Source organism: Ralstonia sp. A12, from assembly GCF_000801955.1.
Lineage (GTDB): Bacteria > Pseudomonadota > Gammaproteobacteria > Burkholderiales > Burkholderiaceae > Ralstonia.
Genome location: NZ_JSZO01000009.1, coordinates 91,560 through 113,307, shown reverse-complemented (window position 1 = coordinate 113,307; position 21,748 = coordinate 91,560). Strand labels below are relative to the sequence as shown.

21 protein-coding genes are annotated in these 21,748 nt (G+C 64.2%); 2 read left to right on the top strand and 19 right to left on the bottom strand.

Going from position 1 to position 21,748, the window contains the following annotated elements:
* Window position 1 precedes the first annotated feature (1 nt).
* The 3 genes from uraH to PI87_RS13765 form a co-directional block, all read right to left on the bottom strand.
* Complete coding sequence (gene uraH, locus PI87_RS13775) at window positions 2-409, bottom strand: hydroxyisourate hydrolase (RefSeq protein WP_039598274.1); 408 nt, start codon at window positions 407-409, stop codon at window positions 2-4.
* Window positions 410-483: 74 nt separating this feature from the next.
* Entirely contained in the window at window positions 484-945 is a 462-nt protein-coding gene (locus PI87_RS13770) for a CoA-binding protein (protein WP_039598322.1), read from the bottom strand.
* Between the two features lie 17 nt (window positions 946-962).
* Window positions 963-2,117, bottom strand: coding sequence for an RsiV family protein (locus tag PI87_RS13765; RefSeq protein ID WP_052321534.1), 1,155 nt, complete (start codon window positions 2,115-2,117; stop codon window positions 963-965).
* A 576-nt stretch (window positions 2,118-2,693) separates the two neighbouring features.
* Here PI87_RS13765 and PI87_RS13760 point away from each other — a divergent pair.
* Window positions 2,694-5,033 carry a DUF6600 domain-containing protein gene (locus PI87_RS13760; protein ID WP_039598273.1) on the top strand — a complete coding sequence of 780 codons (2,340 nt, stop codon included), beginning with the start codon at window positions 2,694-2,696 and terminating at the stop codon, window positions 5,031-5,033.
* Between the two features lie 90 nt (window positions 5,034-5,123).
* Here PI87_RS13760 and PI87_RS13755 read toward each other — a convergent pair whose 3' ends face one another.
* From PI87_RS13755 to PI87_RS13690, 14 genes are all read right to left on the bottom strand, one after another.
* Window positions 5,124-5,540 carry a F0F1 ATP synthase subunit epsilon gene (locus tag PI87_RS13755; RefSeq protein WP_009239559.1) on the bottom strand — a complete coding sequence of 139 codons (417 nt, stop codon included), beginning with the start codon at window positions 5,538-5,540 and terminating at the stop codon, window positions 5,124-5,126.
* Window positions 5,541-5,631: 91 nt separating this feature from the next.
* Entirely contained in the window at window positions 5,632-7,035 is a 1,404-nt protein-coding gene (atpD, locus tag PI87_RS13750; RefSeq protein ID WP_039598320.1) for a F0F1 ATP synthase subunit beta, read from the bottom strand.
* 43 nt (window positions 7,036-7,078) lie between these two features.
* Window positions 7,079-7,954: a F0F1 ATP synthase subunit gamma gene (gene atpG, locus PI87_RS13745; protein WP_039598272.1), complete on the bottom strand. Its 876-nt coding sequence runs from the start codon at window positions 7,952-7,954 to the stop codon at window positions 7,079-7,081.
* 76 nt (window positions 7,955-8,030) lie between these two features.
* The gene (atpA, locus tag PI87_RS13740; RefSeq protein ID WP_039598271.1) at window positions 8,031-9,572 is read right to left on the bottom strand and encodes a F0F1 ATP synthase subunit alpha; all 1,542 of its coding nucleotides are present in this window, start codon (window positions 9,570-9,572) and stop codon (window positions 8,031-8,033) included.
* Between the two features lie 61 nt (window positions 9,573-9,633).
* Window positions 9,634-10,170 (bottom strand): F0F1 ATP synthase subunit delta, encoded by a 537-nt coding sequence (locus tag PI87_RS13735; RefSeq protein WP_009239555.1) that lies wholly within the window; start codon window positions 10,168-10,170, stop codon window positions 9,634-9,636.
* Between the two features lie 2 nt (window positions 10,171-10,172).
* Complete coding sequence (locus PI87_RS13730) at window positions 10,173-10,643, bottom strand: F0F1 ATP synthase subunit B (protein ID WP_039598270.1); 471 nt, start codon at window positions 10,641-10,643, stop codon at window positions 10,173-10,175.
* Window positions 10,644-10,749: 106 nt separating this feature from the next.
* Window positions 10,750-11,016, bottom strand: coding sequence for a F0F1 ATP synthase subunit C (gene atpE, locus PI87_RS13725; protein ID WP_003262709.1), 267 nt, complete (start codon window positions 11,014-11,016; stop codon window positions 10,750-10,752).
* 83 nt (window positions 11,017-11,099) lie between these two features.
* Window positions 11,100-11,981: a F0F1 ATP synthase subunit A gene (gene atpB / locus PI87_RS13720; protein ID WP_039598269.1), complete on the bottom strand. Its 882-nt coding sequence runs from the start codon at window positions 11,979-11,981 to the stop codon at window positions 11,100-11,102.
* A 223-nt stretch (window positions 11,982-12,204) separates the two neighbouring features.
* Window positions 12,205-12,777 carry an ATP synthase subunit I gene (locus PI87_RS13715; protein ID WP_039598268.1) on the bottom strand — a complete coding sequence of 191 codons (573 nt, stop codon included), beginning with the start codon at window positions 12,775-12,777 and terminating at the stop codon, window positions 12,205-12,207.
* Window positions 12,778-13,108: 331 nt separating this feature from the next.
* A complete protein-coding gene (locus PI87_RS13710) occupies window positions 13,109-14,020 on the bottom strand; it encodes a ParB/RepB/Spo0J family partition protein (RefSeq protein ID WP_039598267.1) in 912 nt (303 codons plus the stop codon).
* A gap of 18 nt (window positions 14,021-14,038) precedes the next feature.
* Window positions 14,039-14,824 (bottom strand): ParA family protein, encoded by a 786-nt coding sequence (locus PI87_RS13705; protein ID WP_039598266.1) that lies wholly within the window; start codon window positions 14,822-14,824, stop codon window positions 14,039-14,041.
* 21 nt (window positions 14,825-14,845) lie between these two features.
* Window positions 14,846-15,514 carry a 16S rRNA (guanine(527)-N(7))-methyltransferase RsmG gene (gene rsmG / locus PI87_RS13700; protein WP_039598265.1) on the bottom strand — a complete coding sequence of 223 codons (669 nt, stop codon included), beginning with the start codon at window positions 15,512-15,514 and terminating at the stop codon, window positions 14,846-14,848.
* Window positions 15,514-17,463 carry a tRNA uridine-5-carboxymethylaminomethyl(34) synthesis enzyme MnmG gene (gene mnmG, locus PI87_RS13695; RefSeq protein WP_039598264.1) on the bottom strand — a complete coding sequence of 650 codons (1,950 nt, stop codon included), beginning with the start codon at window positions 17,461-17,463 and terminating at the stop codon, window positions 15,514-15,516. Before mnmG ends, rsmG begins: the two co-directional genes overlap by 1 nt.
* Window positions 17,464-17,635: 172 nt before the next feature.
* Window positions 17,636-18,583: a LysR family transcriptional regulator gene (locus PI87_RS13690; protein ID WP_039598263.1), complete on the bottom strand. Its 948-nt coding sequence runs from the start codon at window positions 18,581-18,583 to the stop codon at window positions 17,636-17,638.
* 85 nt (window positions 18,584-18,668) lie between these two features.
* On the opposite strand from PI87_RS13690, the gene PI87_RS13685 reads away from it, so the two are divergent.
* Window positions 18,669-19,682 (top strand): aldo/keto reductase, encoded by a 1,014-nt coding sequence (locus PI87_RS13685; protein ID WP_039598262.1) that lies wholly within the window; start codon window positions 18,669-18,671, stop codon window positions 19,680-19,682.
* A gap of 68 nt (window positions 19,683-19,750) precedes the next feature.
* Here PI87_RS13685 and PI87_RS13680 read toward each other — a convergent pair whose 3' ends face one another.
* The gene (locus PI87_RS13680) at window positions 19,751-20,899 is read right to left on the bottom strand and encodes an ABC transporter substrate-binding protein (RefSeq protein ID WP_039598261.1); all 1,149 of its coding nucleotides are present in this window, start codon (window positions 20,897-20,899) and stop codon (window positions 19,751-19,753) included.
* A 154-nt stretch (window positions 20,900-21,053) separates the two neighbouring features.
* A complete protein-coding gene (locus PI87_RS13675; protein ID WP_039598260.1) occupies window positions 21,054-21,662 on the bottom strand; it encodes a short chain dehydrogenase in 609 nt (202 codons plus the stop codon).
* Window positions 21,663-21,748 lie beyond the last annotated feature (86 nt).

Below are 21,748 nucleotides of genomic sequence, written 5' to 3'. Positions count from 1 at the left end.
CTCAGCTCCCGCGATATGTCGAGAAGCCGAACGGGCTGAGCAGCAGCGGAATGTGATAGTGCTGCGCCGCGTCCGGCACGTGGAAGACGACCGGCACCTCGGGGAAGAACGTGGCCGTGTGGTGCGCGCGGAAGTCATCGCCGGTGTGGAAGGTCACGCGATAGTCGCCGGCGGTGAGCGGCTGGCCGGCCTGCAGCAGCGTCTTGATGCGGCCATCAGCGTCGGTCGTGCCGTGGGCGATGGTGTGCCAGGCGCCATCGGTGCGCGCATCGAGCGTGACGCGCATCTCGGCGGCGGGTGTGCCAGTTTGCTGATCGAGCACGTGCACGCTCAGGTGGCCGTCACCAGCAACGGCCAGAGAGGATGCGACGGTCAACGCAACGGCCGTGACCCAGTGTCGGAAAGGCATGGGGGCTCCTTGAAAGTTGGAGCCCAAAGCCTAGGAGGAAGGCCTACGGCCGACCGTCACAAGTCGTGACGCACTCAGGCGCGCTCGCCGATACCGAGTCGCCAGTGCTCGATCTTGGTACAGCGGTCTTGCACGGCTGGAATGCCCGCGGCGCGCGCGGCGGCCATCGCCTCGTCGTTGACGATGCCGAGCTGCACCCAGATGCCGCCCACGCCCACGGCAATCGCTTCCTGCACAACCGGCAGCACCTGCTCTGCGCGGCGGAAGATGTCGACCAGGTCGATGCGCTGGCCGGCGGCCGCGAGTGTCGTCGCGGCTTCCGCCAGCGTGCCGTAGCACGGCTCACCGAGCACGTCTTCACCGGCATGCTGCGGGTTGACCGGGACGATGCGGTAGCCGGCCTGCTGCAGATAGCGCGCCACGTCGTAGCTCGGCCGCGTGGGACGCGGCGAGAGGCCAACCACGGCAATGGTCTTGGCAGACAGCAGCCGACGCATGGTGGCTTGTTCGTCGACGTAGGAAGGATTGGCGGACATGGCGATGGAATGCGTGTTCAGGTGGTGGGCCGCTTGCACGCGGCACTCAAATCATCGACCCGCACAGCGGCACGGAAGGCGCCCGACGAATATGGGCCCACTTCATACGGCCCGTAGTGCACGACGATGCGGTCTCCTTGCAGCGTAAACGGAAACGCCGCGTTACGCAGATCCTTCTCTTTGAGCGTGCCGCGCGTGGCTTCGGGCGCGCCTTCGCGCTTGAGCGCATCGACAATCTGCGTGTTGAAGCTCTGAAGGCACGCGGGCGTGGGGTTCAGCACATCGGCCAGGGTGATCGGTTGGAAGCCTTGTGCGCCGCGCCGCCAGTTGCCGGCCGTGAAGCCGTAGTTGCCGTGCGCGCCGCCGCTGTACGCCCACACCATGCGCAGCAGGCTGACAGTGTCGCCCAGGCCGACGGCGCTGATGCGGATGACACATTCGGTGTCGTACTGGTCGCAGCGGTTGATGCGCAGCGATTGCACCAGCGCATCAACGGCCGCATCGCCAGTCACGGGGTAACGCTCGGTAATGGTGGCCTGCCCGGCGGTGCCGGTGACTTCTCGGTAACGTGCCGCGCGCTTGAGCGTGAAGGGCTGGCTGCGGCCGCCGTCGCTCCAAGTGCCGGTGGCTGCGGTGCCGTCGGCCGACAGCGCGCCGGAGAGCGTGCCGCCCTCGCGCACCATGGGCTGGCCGCTGGCGTCGAGTGCATCGGCACGCTCGCGCCACACGAAGCGGCGTTCAGGGGCGTTGCGGCCTTCGATGGTCCACATGGTGCGGCCTTGAGGACGATCGTCGTAGGCGTCTCCAGTGAGCGTGTCGGCGACGGGATCCTTGTCCTGATCCCGTGCCTTGGGAGGCGGGTCATACACACTGAGCCAGACGTTCCAGCCCGCGTTGTCGGCACCCTTGCCCACCGTGCCTTGCCAGAACGCACCGGCGTGGCGTTCGCGTGGCTCCTGCGGTTTTGCAAGCGGTGTTGTTGGTGCAGAAGCAACAGGCGCAGAGGCTGCGGGCGCACTGGCAGGCGTTGCGAGTGGCGCAGAAGCCGCTTCCACGGCGGCATGTGCCGAACCTGCCGCGCAGAGTGCCGCCATCAAGGTAACAAAAACGCCGCCCCCGGCCGATTTTCGCGTTGCCGAACACGTCCCACAATGCACCGCCTGCCTGTGCATGCTTCTCTCCTATGACCCAACATCCTAGACCAAGCCACACATCACGGGCCCGCCTATCCTCAAGCCCCGCGCCCCTGCGCGGGTAAAGCCATGGGACTGTGCGGGTGCAGCAGACGTTCCCCAAGGCGGGTTTTCAAGCGCTTTTTGCATCACGCCGAGTGAGTTCTTACAGCACTTGCATTCGATTGCAATCCGACACACTTTGTTACGCCTTGGGGTGCCCCCGTCGCCCACAATGCCTCGGCACGCGACATCTTTGTGTCCAATTGTTGTGCGCCAGCTGGGCCCTCCTCCCAGTCATGCGGCGCACACCCGACGCGGTTGCGGTGCAAGGTTACCCCTCCTTTCGAATTGACCCCTCGAAGGGATTTCCCGTCCGCGCGGTGCTCCCCGGCCCGCGCGCTTTTTTTTTGCCTGCGCAATCTGCGCAGCGCCCCTCTCGGGTGAGCACGGTCCGTGCCGCCGCATGGCCGCACCGATACACGTCCTTACAAAGCCAAGTCGACCCTTCGCCGCCTGCTGCGTTTAATGGAGGCATCCACGCGGCGCGTGCCGCCACAAAAACGAGGGCTCATCATGTCCACTCCATCCCGCCGTTCTCTCCGTCTCTCCGGTGTGCGGCTGCCGCACGTGTTGCGCGCCGTGGGTATCGCCGCCGTGTTGCTGGTCTGCGGGTCGCGCGCAGCACTAGCCGCTGACCCGGCTTCGCGTGTTGCGCGGCTGTCTGATTTCTCCGGCGCGGTGAGCTTCGCGCCTGCGGGCTCCGATGATTGGGCCGGCGCAACGCTCAACCGCCCGTTCACCACCGGCGACCGTCTCTGGTCCGACCAGGGCAGCCGTAGCGAACTGCACGTGGGCTCGACAGCGCTGCGCCTCGGCCAGAACACTGGCGCCACGCTGGTCGACCTGGACGACCGCAACACACAGGTCAAGCTGACGCAGGGCGCGCTGTCGGTGCGCGTGCGTGCGTTGCCGCCGGACCAGACCATAGAGATCGATACGCCCAATCTGGCGTTCACCCCGCAGGCACCGGGTGAATATCGCCTGGATGTCGCGCCGGATGGCTCCAGCACCACCGTCACCGTCTGGCACGGCGATGGCACCGCCTACGGCGACGACCGCTCCGTGCCGCTGGGCGCGGGCCAGCAAGTCCGCTTCGGCGGTACCGACCTGGCCGAAGCCGGTGGCATGGACAACCCGAACCGAGACGCCTTCGACCACTGGGCCGAATCGCGCGACGCACGCGAAGATGCCTCCGTCTCCGCGCGCTACGTCGGCCGCGAAATGACCGGCTACGAAGCCCTGGACGACAACGGTACGTGGCGTGAAGAAGACGGCTACGGCGCTGTGTGGGTGCCGCGCGCGGTGCCAGTTGGCTGGGCGCCGTATCGCACCGGTCACTGGGCCTGGGTCGCGCCGTGGGGCTGGACCTGGGTCGACGATGAGCCGTGGGGCTTCGCGCCCTTCCACTATGGCCGCTGGGCCTACGTCGGCACGACCTGGTGCTGGGTGCCTGGGCCGGTGGTGCCGCGTCCGGTGTACGCACCGGCGCTGGTCGGCTTCGTGGGCGGAGGTGGCGGCGGCGGTGTGAGCTGGGGTATCAACATCTCGATCGGCTCGCCGGGGGTGGCGTGGTTCCCGCTGGCCCCGGGTGAGGCGTATCGGCCGGTCTATGCGGCCAGCCCGACCTACGTGACCAACATCAACCGCACAGTGGTGGTGAACAACGTCACGGTCAACAAAACCATCATCAACAACAACGTAACCAACATCACCAATGTGAATCGGGTCACGTACGCCAATGCCAACAACCCAGCCGCGCTGACCGCGGTGCCGGCCAAGACCTTCGTGAGCGGGCAAGCAGTCGGCCCCGCAATGACGACGCTGCGCCCTGAACAGATGCGCGCGCAGATGGCGCATGCGCAGATTGTGTCGACGCCTGCGCTAGCGCCGGTGAAGGCGAGCCTGGTTGGCGCGGCCGCTGCAAGTGGCGCGCACCCGTTGCCGCCGGCACAGGTGTTCTCGCGGCAAGCCATTGCGGTGCGCGCGCCGCAGGCTCCGGTGGGCGGACATGATGCACTGGCCGAGCGCTTCCACTCCCAGGGCGGCACGCTGCCAGGTGCCGGCCCTGCATGGACGGGCGGCCACGCCCCAGCACACATCGCCCCCGTACGTGGGCCTGCCAACGCTGGCGCGCAACCGATGCCAGCCGGTGCACAGGCGGCGGGTCTGCGCCTGACGCGCGCCACGCCGGCCAACATGCCGCACGGTGAAGGCGTACCGCACCCAGGCAACGAGCCCAATGGCCCGCGCGGCCCCAACAACGCACCGATGCCGGAGAATGCGCAAGCCCCTCATGGCGCACAGCCGCCGGCACCGCAGGCGCTGATGGCGCCGGGCATGACCACCCGCCCCGGGCAGCAACCCGGCGGACAGCCTCCGCAAGAACGTCGCAGTGAAGAACGCGCCATCTTGCCGAAGCCGGCGCTGCCAGCACAATCGCCAGCAGGTATGACGGCACGCCCGCAGCCACAGGAAGGCATGCGCGGTGATGCCCAGCGCGAGGAACATCGCCCGGTGCAAGCCCAGCAGCCGCAACCGCGCCCCGCTGAGGTCATCCGGCCGACCGCACCTGCACCGCAGGAGCGCCCACGCCCAGAGCCGCAGATGCAACCGCGTCCTGAGCCGCACTTCGAGGCCCCGCGCCCGTCGGTACAGCCGCCGCGCCCGGTGGAGATTCATCCATCGCAACCGCTGCCACGGCCCGAACCTCGCCCGGAACCGCCGCGTCCGCAACCCCAGCCGCAACCTCAACCGCCGCACGTTGAGCATCATGAAGCCGCCCCCGCCCAACCGCACCCGCAAGGCCAAGGCGGCGGCCACAACGAGCAACACCGTGAAGAAGAGCACCGCTGAGCCAGTGCGACAGGCAACAAAAAAGCAGCCCAACTGGGCTGCTTTTTCTTTGGTCATGCCGACCTGTCAAGCAGATCGGTAAAACCCGCTTCAGCGCTTGCGACGCAGGCGCGCGATCGCTGCCAACTGCGCAGCGGCCACGGCCAGTTCACCTTGCGCACGGGCCAGATCCAGGTCGCTGCTTTGGTTCTGCAGCGCCTCTTCGGCCGCACGCTTGGCTTCGTTCGCCTTGGCTTCGTCCAGATCGTGACCGCGGATTGCGGTATCGGCCAGCACGGTCACCTTCTTCGGCTGCACTTCGAGAATGCCACCGGCAACGAACACGAACTCTTCGCCGCCGTCTTCCTTCTCGATGCGCACGGCGCCCGGCTTGATGCGCGTGATCAGCGGCGTGTGGCCGGGCAGAATGCCCAGCTCGCCGGCTTCACCAGGCAGTGCCACAAACTTGGCATTGCCGGAGAAGATCTCGTGCTCAGCACTGACGACGTCTACATGAATGGTTGCCATCTCGATTCCTTTGCTCAGAAAAGCCGCTTCCTGAATGGACTTCAGGAAGCCAGTACTGACCCTGGCTTACGCGCAGGGCCAGACGTCGCTCTTACTGGAGCTTCTTGGCCTTCTCGAAGGCTTCGTCGATCGAGCCGACCATGTAGAACGCCTGTTCCGGCAGGTGATCGCACTCGCCGTCCACCAGCATCTTGAAGCCGCGAATGGTTTCCTTCAGCGGCACGTACTTGCCCGGCGAACCCGTGAACACTTCTGCAACGTGGAACGGCTGCGACAGGAAACGCTGGATCTTACGGGCGCGGCCCACAGCCAGCTTGTCTTCGGGCGACAGTTCGTCCATACCCAGAATCGCGATGATGTCGCGCAGTTCCTTGTAGCGCTGCAGCGTCTTCTTCACGCGGTCGGCGACTTCGTAGTGCTCGGTGCCGACCACTTGCGGGTCGAGCTGGCGCGAGGTCGAGTCCAGCGGATCCACGGCGGGGTAGATACCCAGTGCAGCGATGTCACGCGACAGCACGACGGTCGAGTCCAGGTGCAGGAAGGTCGTAGCCGGCGACGGGTCGGTCAAGTCATCGGCAGGCACGTACACGGCCTGGATCGACGTGATCGAGCCGGTCTTGGTCGACGTAATACGCTCTTGCAGCTTGCCCATTTCTTCAGCCAGCGTCGGCTGATAGCCCACGGCGGAAGGCATACGGCCCAGCAGTGCCGACACTTCGGTACCGGCCAGCGTGTAGCGGTAGATGTTGTCGACGAAGAACAGGATGTCACGGCCTTCGTCACGGAAGCGCTCGGCCATCGTCAGGCCGGTCAGCGCCACGCGCAGACGGTTGCCCGGCGGCTCGTTCATCTGGCCGAACACCATGGCCACCTTGTCGAGCACGTTGGAGTCCTTCATTTCGTGGTAGAAGTCGTTGCCCTCACGGGTACGCTCGCCCACGCCAGCAAACACCGACAAGCCCGAGTGCTGCTTGGCGATGTTGTTGATCAGCTCCATCATGTTCACGGTCTTGCCGACGCCGGCGCCACCGAACAGACCCACCTTACCGCCCTTGGCGAACGGGCAGACCAAGTCGATCACCTTGATGCCGGTTTCCAGCAGGTCCACCGACGGCGACAGCTCGTCGAACTTCGGGGCCTTCTGGTGAATCGCGCGCTTTTCGTCGCAGGCGATCGGGCCGGCTTCGTCAATCGGACGACCCAGCACGTCCATGATGCGGCCCAGCGTGCCGTGACCGACCGGCACCGAGATCGGCGCACCGGTGGTGGCCACGCGCATGCCGCGGCGCAGACCGTCGGACGAACCCAGCGCAATGGTACGCACCACGCCGTCGCCCAGCTGTTGTTGCACTTCGAAGGTCAGGCCCTTCTCGGCGAACGAGGCTTCGTTGCTGTCATCCAGCACCAGAGCGTCGTAAACCTTCGGCATCGCGTCGCGCGGGAACTGAATGTCCACCACGGCGCCGATGCACTGCACGATATTTCCGTTTGCGATACTCATTTGTATCTCCAAATAACTTAATTCTTTGCCGTGGCTATCAGACTGCCGCTGCGCCGCTGACGATTTCGGACAGTTCCTTCGTGATCGCTGCCTGACGGGTCTTGTTGTAGACCAGTTGCAGTTCGCCGATCACGTTCTTCGCGTTGTCCGAAGCCGCCTTCATCGCCACCATCCGGGCCGATTGCTCGGAGGCCATGTTCTCGGCCACCGCCTGGTACACCAGCGCCTCGACGTAGCGGATCAGCAGCTCATCGACCACCGTTTGCGCGTCCGGCTCGTAGATGTAGTCCCACGAGTAGGCTTGCTTCTCGGCGTCGGTCTGCGTCAGCTTGTCGGCCGTGAGCGGCAGCAGCTGCTCAACCACCGGCTCCTGCTTCATCGTGTTGATGAAGCGGGTGTACGCGAGGTACACGGCATCGATCTCGCCAGCGTTGAACGCGTCCAGCTGAACCTTGATCGCGCCGATCAGCTTTTCCAGATGCGGCGTGTCACCCAGGTGCACGACATTCGAGACGACCTTTGCACCGATACGGCCCAGGAACTGCATGCCCTTGGTACCAATGGCAGTGGTCTGCGTCTCAATGCCCTTGCCCTGCTGCTCGCGCAGCTGGTTGGTGACGGCACGCAACACGTTGGTGTTCAAGCCACCGCACAGGCCCTTGTCCGTCGTCACCACGATCAGGCCGGCACGCTTGATGTCGCGCGCAACCATGAACGGGTGCTTGTACTCCGGATTGGCCAGCGCCATGTGCGCAGCCACGTTGCGGATCTTCTCAGCGTACGGGCGGGCAGCACGCATCCGTTCCTGCGCCTTGCGCATCTTGGACGCGGCGACCATTTCCATCGCCTTGGTGATCTTGCGCGTGTTTTGCACGCTCTTGATCTTGGTGCGGATTTCTTTTGTTCCGGCCATTTCTTCCTCTCCGTTCAGACCTGGCCACGCAGGCTAATGAATAAGCCAGCTGCGGCCAGTTCCGGGAATGACGCGGTTAGAACGCGGCGGACTTCTTGAAATCCTCGATCGCGGCACGCAGGGCGGCCTCATCGTCCTTCGACAGATCCTTCGTATCTTCGATGCGGTTGATGAGATCGGCGTACTTCGTCTTCAGCGTGTCGTGCAGGCCCTTTTCGAAAGCCAGGATGTCCTTCACGTCCACGTTGTCGAGGAAGCCGTTGTTGGCTGCGTACAGCGACGCGGCCAGCTGCCACACTTGCAGCGGCTGGTATTGCGGCTGCTTGAGCAGTTCGGTCACGCGGCGGCCGCGCTCGAGCTGCTTGCGGGTCGCTTCGTCCAGATCCGAGGCGAACTGCGCGAACGCAGCCAGTTCACGGTACTGGGCCAAGTCGGTACGGATACCACCGGACAGCTTCTTGACGACCTTGGTCTGCGCAGCACCACCCACACGCGACACCGAGATACCGGCGTTAATTGCGGGGCGCACACCGGCGTTGAACAGGTCGGTTTCCAGGAAGATCTGGCCGTCGGTAATCGAGATCACGTTGGTCGGAACGAACGCGGACACGTCGCCGGCCTGCGTTTCGATCACGGGCAGTGCGGTCAGCGAACCGGTCTTGCCCTTGACTTCACCGTTGGTGATCTTTTCGATGTGGTCAGCGTTCACACGGGCAGCACGCTCCAGCAGGCGCGAGTGCAGGTAGAACACGTCGCCCGGGTAGGCTTCACGGCCAGGCGGACGGCGCAGCAGCAGCGACACTTGACGGTAGGCCCAAGCTTGCTTGGTCAGATCGTCATACACGATCAGGGCGTCTTCACCGCGGTCGCGGAAGTATTCGCCCATCGTGCAGCCGGCGTAGGCCGACAGGTACTGCATAGCAGCCGAATCCGAAGCAGCAGCAGCCACCACGATCGTGTATTCCAGCGCGCCGTGCTCTTCGAGCTTGCGCACCACGTTGGCGATCGTCGAAGCCTTCTGGCCGATTGCCACGTACACGCAGAAGATGCCCTTGCCCTTCTGGTTGATGATGGCGTCGACGGCCACGGCGGTCTTGCCGGTCTGGCGGTCGCCAATGATCAGCTCACGCTGGCCACGGCCGATCGGCACCATTGCGTCGATCGACTTCAGGCCGGTCTGCACCGGCTGGCTCACCGACTGACGTGCGATCACGCCCGGAGCGACCTTCTCGATCACGTCGGTCTTCTTGGCGTTGATCGGGCCCTTGCCGTCGATCGGCTGGCCCAGCGCGTTGACCACACGGCCCAGCAGTTCCGGACCAACCGGCACTTCCAGAATACGGCCCGTGCACTTGACTTCCTGGCCTTCGGAAATGTGCTCGTACTCACCCAGGATCACAGCGCCGACGGAGTCGCGCTCGAGGTTCAGCGCGAGGCCGAACGTGTTGCCCGGGAATTCCAGCATTTCGCCTTGCATCACGCCCGACAGGCCATGAATGCGGCAGATACCGTCCGTCACGGAGATGACTGTGCCGGTGTTCTTTGCGTCAGCGCCAGCCTTCAAGCCCTCGATACGGGTCTTGATCAGGTCGCTGATCTCGGAGGGGTTCAGTTGCATCGAATGCTCCTAATTCTTCAATCTGTTCGCGGGCTGCTTTCCAGCGCCGCGACGAACAGCATTACGCGGCGGTCAGCGCAGACTGCATCTGCGTCAGGCGCGCGCGCACCGAGGTGTCGAGCACTTCGTCGCCAATCTGCACACGCACGCCGCCGATCAACGAAGGATCGACGCTCACGTGAGCCTGCAGCTTCTTGCCGAACTTGCGTTCGAGCGTGGCGACCAGTTCGGTCAGGGGCGCGCCCTCAAGCGGGAACGCACTGGTGATCTCGACGTCGGCGGCGCCTTCGCTGGCATTCCGCAGCACATGGAATTGCGCGGCAATTTCCGGCAGCAGCGACAGGCGCTTGTTGGCCACCAGCAGGCCAACCAGTTCCTTCGCTTCGTGCGATACCGGAGATTTCAGCGCCGACAGGAAGATCCCCGCCACATCGGCTTTGGAGAGCTTCGGATCATCGGCGACTGCCTTCATGTCGGGCACGGCGGCAATTTGCCCCATTTCCGACACGAGCTCAGACCATGCACCCAGATTGCCGGCCTTCGCTACGCGAAACAGCGCCTCTGCGTACGGACGGGCAACGGTTGCGAGTTCTGCCATGATTACAGCTCAGCCTTGAGTTGATTGAGCAGATCAGAGTGGACCTGCGCATTGACTTCACGCTTGAGGATCTGCTCGGCACCCTTGACGGCCAGCGTTGCAACCTGGTCACGCAGCGATTCACGCGCGCGCACGGTTTGCTGCTCGGCTTCTGCCTTGGCTTGCGCGATGATGCGCGCGGCTTCAGCTTGGGCGTTTTGCTTGATCTCGTCGGCGCTCATCTGGGCACGCTTTTCGGCGTCCTGGATGCGCTGTGCGCCTTCGTTGCGCGCTTCGGTCAGTGCCTGCTCGACCCGCTTGTTAGCCAGCTCCAGCTCAGCCTTGCCCTTGTCGGCAGCGGCCAGGCCATCAGCGATTTTCTTCGCGCGTTCGTCGAGCGCCTTCACCAGGGGCGGCCAAATGAACTTGGCAACAACCCACCACAGGATGAAGAACACGACCATCTGCGCGACGAGTGTGGCGTTCAGATTCATGGTGTGTTCCTTTCGGTATTGAGACTACGGATCAATGCACGAAGCGGCGAGGGTTACGCGGTGCGTTTACCCAGGCCGCCTCCGGCATCATGCAGACCGAAAAGAATTACTTGATGACCGACAGCAGCGGGTTGGCGAACGCGAACAGCATGGCCACACCAACGCCGATCAGGAATGCCGCGTCGATCAGGCCAGCCAGCAGGAACATCTTGGTTTGCAGCGGGTTCATCAGTTCAGGCTGACGTGCGCAGGCTTCGATGTACTTGCCGCCCATCAGTGCGATGCCGAGGCAGGCGCCGATGGCACCCAGGCCGATGATGATGCCGATACCGATGGCGGTCAGACCTTGGATGTTGGCGAGAAATGCTTGCATGATGACTCCCTTTTACGTGAAAGACTAAGAACTTGAGAACTTGGAAAAATCAAACGGAACCGGAGAACCTGAACCGCAACTACTTAGTGGTGTTCATGTGCCTGGCCGATGTACACCAGCGTCAGCATCATGAAGATGAAGGCTTGCAGCAGCACGATCAGGATGTGGAAGATCGCCCACACTGCACCAGCCACCACGTGACCCACGAAACCCAGCGCCGACGTGTCAGCACCGAACGTCCAGACCGAGCCAAGCAGCGCGATCAACAGGAACACCAGCTCGCCCGCGTACATGTTGCCGAACAACCGCATGCCCAGCGACACGGCCTTAGCGAGGAATTCAATGATGTTGAGGACCAGGTTGAACGGCGCGAGGTACCACTTGGCGCCGAACGGGGCCGACAGCAGTTCGTGCGCAAAGCCGCCAGCGCCCTTGATCTTGAAGCTGTAGTAAATCATCAGGATCAGCACAGCGAACGACATGCCGAAGGTGCCGTTCAGGTCGGCCGTGGCCACTGCGCGGTGGTGCGGCACGTGCACGCCGAAGGTACCGAGGAGGTGGTTGACGCCCGTGACCCAGTCCACCGGAATCAAGTCGACCGCGTTCATCAGCGTGACCCACACGAAGACCATCAAGGCCAGCGGAGCGATCCAGGAGCGATCACCGTGGATGATGCCCTTGGCCTGGTCGTCGACCATCTCGACAACCAGTTCAACGAACGCTTGGAAGCGGCCCGGAACGCCTGCGGTGACGCGACGTGCGGCGATGCCCAGGAAGATGATGCCGATCAGGCCCATCAAAATGGACCAGAACATCGTGTCCCAGTTGATGACGGAGAAGTCGACGACGGAGGCCTGTTTGCCACCGATGCTATTGAAATTCTGCAAATGCTCCGCGATATACGCGGAAGGCGTAAGAGCGTGCTCGGCGGCGTGGCCGGCGGCTTCTGCGACTTCAGTTGCCATGATGATTCAGTCCAATATTGCGAAACATTCTTCGTGACCCGTTCCAGCTCGCGCCCGATGCTCAACAGGTCTCCCTGGAGATCGCGGACTGCACGCGGCTTGAACGCGCCACCTTATTCTTGCGGAGTGTCAGAGCAATGAACCGGGGCCTCTCCTGCCACCTGTTCCTGCCGTTTCCCGACACGTCCCGTGCGCCTGCCGCAATGCTGCAGGCTAAGGTCCATCATCGCAGTGCGAGACCGACCCAGTACATCTTGAGCGCCAGGATCAGGGTGATCAGCAAGGGCGGCCAATGCAGGCCCTTGAACACCACCACCACGACCACCAGCAGCGCGACCGTGCCGAGCACCTTGATCGCTTCGCCCACCACCAGACGGGCAATGGACTCGAACCCCTTGGCCGTCGACAGCCGCATCGCGAACCATGCCGAAGGCACTACGCACACGCCACCCCCCAACAGGGCCGACAGTGCAGCTTGTCCCGCCGACGCAGCACCCGTGCCTGCGAACCAGCTACCGACATACCACCCGAGCGCACACAACAGTGTGATGGCCACCTGGCCGAGCACGATGGAGAAGGGCGTGATACGCGAAGCCCGCAGGGCCTGCTCGCCGAACATGGCGACCGCTTCGTCATGTGAGAGCACATGTACCGGCGGTTCCGCCTTCTCTGCGTCATCATCCCAATCATCGCGCCCCGGAGCCTGCGCCGATTGAGGTCGGGCGGCTTCCAACGAAGCGTAAGAATCGGGCCGTTGCCGCTCGGCTGGCTGCATGGAAGAATGGTCTTTCATCATGCCGCACCGCTTTGGGTCAGGCGGATTTAAAACCGCACGATTTTACGGGACATGGCGTTCACCAGTCAACGCGCAAGCGACCGGTCGTGCGGGCGCCTTCGACAGCACTTGGAGCGGCTGCGTTCCACACTCCACGCGCAATGATGCGCTGCTGCCAGGGCACCGAATCCGCCTGATGAAGCGGCGCCCTGTTGATTCCATGATGGTGTGCCCTGCACACAGCGTCGATGACGTGCGAGGTAATTGCACTGATTCGGTGCCGGTGAATACCCGCAAATGGCGCAGTGGCGCGAGTTACGCCAACTGCGTCAAACTGTCGCAGCAATACAACTCAGGCCGCCTCTTCGTCGCCGTCCGGACGCAGGCGCGCCAGCAAGCCGTCAAACTCATCGAGGCTGCTGAACTGCACAGTTAATTGACCACGGCCCTTGGCCGCCAGCTTGATCTGCACACCCAAGCCCAATTGGTCAGCCAGTTCTTCTTCCAGGCGTGCAACATCGCGGCCACCCTGGTGACCGCCCTTCTGCTTGAGCGACTTCAGCTCGAACGGCTTGAGCGTCAATGCCACCAGCTTTTCCGTCTCGCGCACTGACAGGCGCTTGTTGACGATCTGGTTGGCCAACAGGATTTGTGTCGCGCTATCCACTGCGAGCAGCGCACGGGCATGGCCCATGTCGATGTCGCCAGCCATCAGCATGGTCTGCACCGGCTGGGCAAGATTCAGCAGGCGCAGCAGGTTCGACACGGCACTGCGCGAACGCCCCACCGATTCCGCCGCCTGCTCGTGCGTGAACTGGAATTCACGCACCAGACGCGCGATGCCCTGCGCTTCTTCCAGTGGGTTCAGGTCTTCGCGCTGGATGTTTTCGATGAGCGCCATGGCGGCGGCCGCTTCGTCCGGCACGTCCTTCACCAGCACCGGCACTTCGGTCAGGCCGGCCAGGCGTGAGGCGCGGAAGCGACGCTCACCCGCGATGATTTCGTACTTCTGTTGCGGGCCGTCGGACTCGACCTTGCGCACCAGGATCGGCTGCATCAGGCCTTGCGCGCGGATGCTCGCGGCCAACTCCTGCAACGCGCCCTCGTCCATGCGCGTGCGCGGCTGGTACTTGCCGGGCTGCATCTGCTCGAGCTTCAGCACCGTCGGTGCGCCCTCTTGCTTGGCGGTCTCGACAATCTCTGCGGGACTGCCCAGTAGCGCTTCGAGGCCGCGGCCCAGTCCCTTTTTCTTCATCGTGCTCATGTTGTTCCTCTTCCCCGCTCAGGCCGGCATGTCGGCCATCTGCCGCACACGTGCGATCATCTCGGCGCCGAAATCCAGGTAGGCCTTGGCGCCCTTCGATGCCGCATCGAATGCCACGCCCGGCATGCCGTATGACGGCGCTTCGGCCAAGCGCACGTTGCGCGGGATCACCGTCTTGAAGACCTTGTCGCCAAAATGCGACTCGAGCTGCGCCGACACCTGCTGCTGCAGTGTCACGCGCGGGTCGAACATCACGCGCAGCAAGCCGATCACCTTCAGATCACGGTTCAGGTTGGCGTGCACCTGCTTGATGGTGTTGACCAGATCCGACAGCCCTTCGAGGGCGAAATACTCGCACTGCATCGGCACGACCACACCGTGCGCGGCACACAGGCCATTCAGCGTGAGCAGCGACAGCGCGGGCGGGCAATCGATCAAGACGAAGTCATAGTCGGCATCCACCTCGGCCAGTGCGTGCTTGAGGCGGTTTTCTCGATGCTCCAGATCGACCAGTTCCACTTCGGCACCGGCCAGATCGCGGTTGGCGGGCAACACATCGTAGCGGCCGGCCTCGGAACGCTTGCGCGCCTCGGCAACCGTCGCCAGGCCGAGCAGCACTTGGTACACGCTTGACTCCAGCGCGTGCTTGTCGATCCCCGATCCCATCGAGGCGTTGCCCTGCGGGTCCAGGTCGACCAGCAGCACACGCTGCCCTTGTGCGGCCAGCCCAGCCGCGAGGTTCACCGTGGTGGTGGTCTTGCCGACCCCGCCCTTCTGATTGGCGATCACGAAAATATTCGACATGACTCCTCTGCGGTGAATGACTCACGCCGACGGCGCGAGGATGACCAGGTGACGCTCGGCCGGCAGCCCGGGCACGGTCAGGCGTTCGATGGCTTCGACAGTCCAGCCGGCGGGCAGGCGTGCGATTTCCGCATCCGGATGCACACCCTTCATGGCAACCATGCGGCCGCCCGGTGCCAGCAGATGGCCGGCCAGGTTCACGAAATCAACCAGCTCGGCAAATGCCCGCGAAGTGATGACGCCGTAGCCAGTGGCATCGGCCAGCTTTTCTACGTGGCCCCAATGCGACTGGGCATTGGTCAGGCCAAGCTCGGCGCGGCACTGCGTCAGGAAAGCGGTCTTCTTCTGCACGATGTCGACCATCGTGACGCTCACGTCCGGAAAAGCGATGGCGAGCGGGATGCCAGGCAGACCGCCGCCCGAGCCGACGTCCAGCACACGCGGGGCATCCGGCTGCGCACGGCGCGCCAGCTCGGCAATGCGCGACACGGCCGAGAGCGAATCCAGCAGGTGATGCGTAAGCATGTCGCCCGCATCACGGATGGCGGTCAGGTTGTAGACGCGGTTCCATTTGGCGAGCAGCCCCTGGTATGCCAGCAGGCGATCCAGTTGCGTCTCGTCCAGCAACAGGCCGAGCGCACGGGCGCCCGCTTCCAGCTCCGATCGAGCGTCGGTCAGCGCATTTGCCATCAGGCGGCCTCGCCTTCGGCATCCGTGCGGGGGCCAACCTGGCCGCGCAGCACGCCCTTCTTCAGGTGCACCAGCAGCAGCGACACCGCCGCCGGCGTGATGCCGGAGATACGCGAGGCTTGCCCGATGGTCTCGGGCTTGTGCTTGGCCAGCTTCTGCTGCACCTCGATCGACAGCCCGCGCACCTGCGAGTAGTCGAAATCGGCTGGCAAACGGGTGTTCTCGTTCGCGCCCAGACGCTCCACTTCATCGGCCTGGCGGGCGATGTAGCCGTGGTACTTGATACCGATCTCGACCTGCTCGCGGATCTGCTCGGCCAGCAGCGGGTCTTCGGCCAGCGGCGCTTCGAGGGCGTACTTGCCGCCCTGCATGCCCATCAGCGATTCATACGTCACGTTCGGGCGGCGCAGCAGATCGGCCAGCGCATATTCGCGCTCGATGCCCTTCCCCAGCACCGGTTCGGCATCCTCCAGCGGGAGCGTTGCCGGGTTCACCCAGGTCGATTTCAGGCGCTCTGTTTCACGTGAAACAGCGTCCCGCTTGCGGTTGAATGCGTCCCAACGGGCATCGTCGACCACGCCCAACGTGCGACCGACTTCGGTCAGGCGCATGTCAGCGTTGTCTTCACGCAGGCTCAGGCGGAATTCGGCGCGGCTGGTGAACATGCGGTACGGCTCGGTCACACCGCGGGTGATGAGGTCGTCGACGAGCACACCCAGGTAGGCCTGGTCGCGGCGCGGCGTCCAGGCATCCTTGCCCTGCACCTGCAGGCCGGCGTTGATGCCGGCGAGCAGACCTTGAGCGGCAGCCTCTTCATAGCCGGTCGTGCCGTTGATTTGCCCGGCGAAGAACAGCCCGGAAATCGCCTTCGATTCCAGCGAAGCCTTCAGCCCGCGCGGATCGAAGTAGTCGTACTCGATGGCGTAACCGGGGCGCAGGATATGGGCATTTTCCAGGCCGCGCATCGAGTGGATCAGGTCCAGCTGCACGTCAAACGGCAGACTGGTCGACACGCCGTTCGGGTAGAACTCGTTGGTCGCCAAGCCTTCCGGCTCCAGGAAAATCTGGTGGCTGTCCTTGCTGGCGAAGCGGTGGATCTTGTCTTCGATACTCGGGCAGTAGCGCGGCCCTACCCCTTCGATCACGCCGGTGTACATCGGCGAGCGGTCCAGCCCGGCACGGATGATGTCGTGCGTGCGCTCGTTGGTGTGCGTGACCCAGCACGGTACTTGGCGCGGATGCATGTCCGCACGGCCCATGAACGAGAACACCGGCACCGGATCGAGATCGCCCGGCTGCTCTTCCAGCACCGAAAAATTGATCGATCGGCCGTCAATCCGAGGAGGCGTGCCGGTCTTCAAGCGCCCTTGCGGCAGCTTCAATTCCTTCAGACGCGCCGACAACGACACCGCCGCCGGGTCACCCGCGCGGCCACCGGTGTAGTTGTTCAGGCCCACGTGGATCTTGCCGTCGAGGAACGTCCCCGCCGTCAGCACCACCGCACGTGCACGGAACTGCACGCCCACCTGTGTCACCGCACCGACCACACGATCGCCTTCCACCAGCAGGTCTTCGACTGCCTGCTGGAACAGCATCAGGTTCGGCTGGTTTTCCAAGCGGTGACGGATGGCCGCCTTGTACAGCACACGATCCGCCTGGGCACGGGTGGCGCGCACGGCCGGGCCCTTGCTCGAATTGAGGATGCGGAACTGGATCCCGCCCTCGTCCGTGGCGATAGCCATGGCGCCGCCCAGCGCATCCACTTCCTTGACCAGATGGCCTTTGCCAATGCCCCCGATGGACGGGTTGCAGCTCATCTGCCCCAGTGTCTCGATGTTGTGCGTCAGCAGCAGGGTCTGGCAACCCATGCGCGCCGCCGCCAGGGCGGCCTCGGTGCCGGCGTGTCCGCCGCCCACCACGATCACATCGAATTCAATTGGATACAGCATGGCTTCCTCCTCGCATGGAGGCATCGGAAATTTGGAGAAGCGGAATTATAAGTCGTCCACCTACCCCGCTGTTCGACGATGCGGCAATCGAGACGAAATTCAGCCGCTTTTCGTGTTTCACGTGAAACATGCATCGCTTGTTTCACCGCGTTTGTGTTTCACGTGAAACACATCAGTCGGCTGGCTCACTGCCCTCGCTGCCCGACCGAGCGCGCAAGAAGTCGATGAAGACACGCAGCTTGCCCGGCATCTGTGGCGTGCGTGGGAAATAGAGATGGAAGCGATACATCGGCGGGCACCATGCCTCAAGCACCCGGACCAGGCGCCCGGCCGCCACATCTTCGGCGACGAGGTCTTCCAGCACGTGCGCCAGACCAACGCCCTGCTTCGCCGCCCCGACCATCGCCAGCACATCATTTGCGATGAAACCGCCCGCCACATCGACCGACTGAATGGCGCTGCCCTGGCCGGGTTCGACAAACTCCCAGTCGTACAAGGCGCCGCTGCTCGGAAAGCGGTAGCGGATGCAGCGATGCCCGCGCAGTGCGTCCGGTGAATCGGGCGTGCCATATGCTTGCAGATACGCTGGGCTGCCCACCACCGCAATGCGCCGCGCCGGCCCGATCGGCACGCCGACCATGTCGCGCTCGACACGCTCGCCAAAGCGGATGCCGACGTCAAAGCGGTCTGCGACGATGGCCGACAAACCGTCGCCAACTGAAACCTCCAGTTCGATGCGTGGATAGCGCGAGAGGAAATCACCGAGCACCGGCTGCAGCACCGACTGATACGCCACGCGTGAGGCCGTCACGCGCAACGTACCGCGCGGCTCCGTCGCGCGCTCGCCCACTTCCGCCATCGCGCCGTACAGCGCGTCGAGACTCGGCCGCGCGACAGCGAGCAAGGCCTCCCCCGCTTCCGTTGCGCTGACCTGCCGCGTCGTCCGCGCCAGCAGTTGCGCGCCGAGCGCAGACTCCAGCCGCCGGATCGTCTGCGACAGTGCAGAGGTCGAGACTTCCAGCGCCGCCGCTGCGTGCGTGAAGCTCCCCGCCTCGGCCACGCGGCGCAGCGCATCGAGCGCAGGCAGCAGGTCCGGATCGATTGTGAATTCTGTCTTCATAGTGCATCCGATTCTATCCACTTAATCGGCGCGATCACGCTGCCTAGACTGGCGACTCCTCTCCTCCTCCGACAAGGACATCGCCATGCAGACGCAACAACTTGGTCAATCGAACCTGTTCATCTCCCCGCTCGGCTTCGGTACCTGGGCCTCGGGTGGCGGTAACTGGGAATACGGCTGGGGCGTCCAGGATGACCGCGATACCATCGCCGCCATTGCCGCGGCGGCCGACGCCGGCATCAACTGGATCGACACGGCCGCCGCCTACGGGCTGGGCCACGCCGAAAGCGTGGTCGGCCGCGCACTGCGCGAACTGCCCGCCAGCCGCCGGCCGTATGTGTTCACCAAGGGCTCGCTGGTGTGGGATGCGCAGGGGCGGTTTTCGCATTCGCTCGATCCAGCATCGCTTTCACGTGAAATCGACGACAGCCTGTACCGGCTGAAGGTGGAGGCGATCGATCTGTACCAGCTCCACTGGCCAGCCTTTCCGCCGGGCGCGGCGGAACAGTCGATCGAGGCGGCCGTCGCGGCGCTCGACAAGGCACGGCTAGCCGGCAAGATCCGCCACATCGGTGTGTCGAACTTCGATGCGACGCAGATGGCGCGCGCGCAGTCCGTCGCGCCGATTACCGCGCTGCAGCCGCCCTACTCGCTGCTGATGCGCGGCATCGAGGAGTCGATCCTGCCGTACACGGCAGCACATGGCATCGGCAACATCGTCTATTCGCCGCTGCAATCGGGGCTGCTGTCGGGGCGCATGACGCGCGAGCGCATCGCCGCGCTGCCGGCCAACGACTGGCGCGCACAGCGCAGCCCGGAGTTTCAGGAGCCGAACCTGACGCACAACCTGGCATTGGTGGAAGTGCTGCGTGGCGTGGGCGCACGGCATGGGCGGACGCCCGCCGAAGTCGCCATCGCGTGGACGCTGCGCAACCCGGTGGTGACCGGCGCCATCGTCGGCGTACGACGGCCGGATCAGCTCGACGGCCTGCTCGGTGCGGCGGACCTGAAGCTGACTGACGCGGACCTCGCCGAGATCCAGGCCGCGCTGCCCGAGACCACGGCATCGCCAGTCCCGCAAAGCCTGGTCAACGCTTGAGCCCCAGAAAGCAAAACGCACGGCGCGAACCGTGCGTTTTGCGTGGGGCGATACCGCTGGCTACGTCGTCAGTTCTGCAGCTTCCACTTGCCGCCTTCGATCTCAACCATCACACGTGAGCGCTGATCCAGCCCCAGGTGATCCTTGGCGTTCATGTTCATCACACCGTGCGAGATCGCCAGATTGGTCGTCGTCTCCATCGCGTCGCGCAAGCCCTTGCGGAAGGCCGGCGTCCCCGGTTGCCCCTTCTTCAGCGCCTCAGGCATCGCATGCGCGAACAGCAGACTGGCATCCCACATGTGACCGCCAAAGGTCGAAACCTGACCGCCATACATCTTCTCGTACGCCGTCTTGTACGCCAGTGCCGGCTTCTTCACCGGGTTGCTATCGGGCAGTTGCTCGGCGACGAGGATCGGGCCCGCCGGCAGGAACGTGCCTTCGCAGTCCTTGCCGCACACGCGCAGGAAGTCGGCATTCGCCACGCCGTGCGTCTGATACAGCTTGCCCTTGTAGCCCCGCTCCTTGAGCGCGCGCTCCGGCAGCGCAGCCGGCGTACCCGAGCCTGCGATCAGCACGGCATCCGGCTTCGCATTCATGATCTTCAGCACCTGCCCCGTCACCGACGTATCGGTGCGCGCAAAGCGCTCGTTGGCAACTACCTGCAGCTTGCGCAGCCCGGCCACCTTGTCGAACTCCTGCGCCCACGAATCGCCATAGGCATCGGCAAAGCCGATCAGCGCAACGGTCTTCACGCCGTGGTTGGCCATGTGCTCGGCAATGGCGGTGGCCATGTGCGAATCGTTCTGCGGCGTCTTGAACACCCACGCGCGTTTGGCATCCATCGGCTCGATGATGCGTGCCGATGCAGCCAGCGTGATCATCGGCGTTTCGCTCTCGCCCACCACGTCCACCATCGCCAGCGAATTGGGCGTGACGGTCGAACCGATCACCAGGTCCACCTTGTCTTCGGTGATGAGCTTGCGCGTGTTCTTGACGGCGGTGGTGGTGTCGGACGCATCGTCGAGCACGATGTACTCGATCTTCTTGCCCGCGATTTCCTTGGGCAGCAGCGCCACCGTGTTCTTCTCTGGAATCCCCAGCGAAGCCGCCGGCCCGGTGGCCGACACCGTGATGCCGACCTTCACCTGGGCGAACGCAGTGCCGGCCAAGAGCGCCGTGGCGGCGAGTGCAATGCGGGATGCGCGCGAAACCTTCATGCCGTCTCCTGAAGTGTGCTGGCGGGTTCTGCGCCCGCCCTGTCTGGAAATTGGCCGACCGCTGGGTCGGGGATGAAGGAGTCTAGAAGGAGTCACGCCGCGCGGGCAAGGGGGAGATTCCCTTGTCCTTAACGTGTTCACGACTCGCGCGGGGTCAGCCCCCCACCTGATACACCCGCCCGCTCTGCACCCCTTCCACGCTGCGGCGATATGCCAACGCCGCACGCGCCGCCGGCACCGGTTCGAAGCCGGGGAAGAACGGTCCGTACGCGCCCATCGATTCGGCCAGGACGGTCGGGCTCACTGCATTGATGCGGATACCGCGTGGCAACTCGCACGCAGCAGCGCGCACGAACCCCTCGACAGCCGAATTCACCGCCGTTGCGTTGGCACCCTGCGCAATCGGCTCCTGCCCGACGATGCCGGTGGTGAGCGTGATCGATCCGCCGTCGTTCAGATAGTGCTGGCCAACCAGCGCCAGACGCACCTGCCCGAGCAGCTTGTCCTGCAGGCCGATATTGAAATCCGCCGCCGACATCTCGGTCAACGGCCCGAAGAACAGGTTGCCGGCGGTGGAGACGATGGCATCCACGCGGCCGAGCTTGTCGAACAGCGCAGCGACGCTGTCGGCGTTGGTGATGTCGACCTGGTGGTCACCCTGCACGCGGCCCACGCGGATGATCTCGTGCGTCCCGCCCTGCTCCAGTTCCGCCACCACGGCGCGGCCAAGCGTGCCGCTGGCGCCAATTACGACGATCTTCATGCTGTGCTCCTTTGCTGATTCGGTTGGAATGACGCCATTGTTTGCCGAACTCCAAATGCGATAAAGCCGTGATACCTTCGGCCATC

What these genes read in the sequence shown, in the direction of transcription:
- uraH (WP_039598274.1), bottom strand. Translation starts at nt 409, where the DNA reads ATGCCTTTCCGACACTGGGTCACGGCCGTTGCGTTGACCGTCGCATCC.
- PI87_RS13770 (WP_039598322.1), bottom strand. Translation starts at nt 945, where the DNA reads ATGTCCGCCAATCCTTCCTACGTCGACGAACAAGCCACCATGCGTCGG.
- PI87_RS13765 (WP_052321534.1), bottom strand. Translation starts at nt 2,117, where the DNA reads ATGCACAGGCAGGCGGTGCATTGTGGGACGTGTTCGGCAACGCGAAAA.
- PI87_RS13760 (WP_039598273.1), top strand. Translation starts at nt 2,694, where the DNA reads ATGTCCACTCCATCCCGCCGTTCTCTCCGTCTCTCCGGTGTGCGGCTG.
- PI87_RS13755 (WP_009239559.1), bottom strand. Translation starts at nt 5,540, where the DNA reads ATGGCAACCATTCATGTAGACGTCGTCAGTGCTGAGCACGAGATCTTC.
- atpG (WP_039598272.1), bottom strand. Translation starts at nt 7,954, where the DNA reads ATGGCCGGAACAAAAGAAATCCGCACCAAGATCAAGAGCGTGCAAAAC.
- atpA (WP_039598271.1), bottom strand. Translation starts at nt 9,572, where the DNA reads ATGCAACTGAACCCCTCCGAGATCAGCGACCTGATCAAGACCCGTATC.
- PI87_RS13735 (WP_009239555.1), bottom strand. Translation starts at nt 10,170, where the DNA reads ATGGCAGAACTCGCAACCGTTGCCCGTCCGTACGCAGAGGCGCTGTTT.
- PI87_RS13730 (WP_039598270.1), bottom strand. Translation starts at nt 10,643, where the DNA reads ATGAATCTGAACGCCACACTCGTCGCGCAGATGGTCGTGTTCTTCATC.
- atpE (WP_003262709.1), bottom strand. Translation starts at nt 11,016, where the DNA reads ATGCAAGCATTTCTCGCCAACATCCAAGGTCTGACCGCCATCGGTATC.
- atpB (WP_039598269.1), bottom strand. Translation starts at nt 11,981, where the DNA reads ATGGCAACTGAAGTCGCAGAAGCCGCCGGCCACGCCGCCGAGCACGCT.
- PI87_RS13715 (WP_039598268.1), bottom strand. Translation starts at nt 12,777, where the DNA reads ATGATGAAAGACCATTCTTCCATGCAGCCAGCCGAGCGGCAACGGCCC.
- PI87_RS13710 (WP_039598267.1), bottom strand. Translation starts at nt 14,020, where the DNA reads ATGAGCACGATGAAGAAAAAGGGACTGGGCCGCGGCCTCGAAGCGCTA.
- PI87_RS13705 (WP_039598266.1), bottom strand. Translation starts at nt 14,824, where the DNA reads ATGTCGAATATTTTCGTGATCGCCAATCAGAAGGGCGGGGTCGGCAAG.
- rsmG (WP_039598265.1), bottom strand. Translation starts at nt 15,514, where the DNA reads ATGGCAAATGCGCTGACCGACGCTCGATCGGAGCTGGAAGCGGGCGCC.
- mnmG (WP_039598264.1), bottom strand. Translation starts at nt 17,463, where the DNA reads ATGCTGTATCCAATTGAATTCGATGTGATCGTGGTGGGCGGCGGACAC.
- PI87_RS13690 (WP_039598263.1), bottom strand. Translation starts at nt 18,583, where the DNA reads ATGAAGACAGAATTCACAATCGATCCGGACCTGCTGCCTGCGCTCGAT.
- PI87_RS13685 (WP_039598262.1), top strand. Translation starts at nt 18,669, where the DNA reads ATGCAGACGCAACAACTTGGTCAATCGAACCTGTTCATCTCCCCGCTC.
- PI87_RS13680 (WP_039598261.1), bottom strand. Translation starts at nt 20,899, where the DNA reads ATGAAGGTTTCGCGCGCATCCCGCATTGCACTCGCCGCCACGGCGCTC.
- PI87_RS13675 (WP_039598260.1), bottom strand. Translation starts at nt 21,662, where the DNA reads ATGAAGATCGTCGTAATTGGCGCCAGCGGCACGCTTGGCCGCGCCGTG.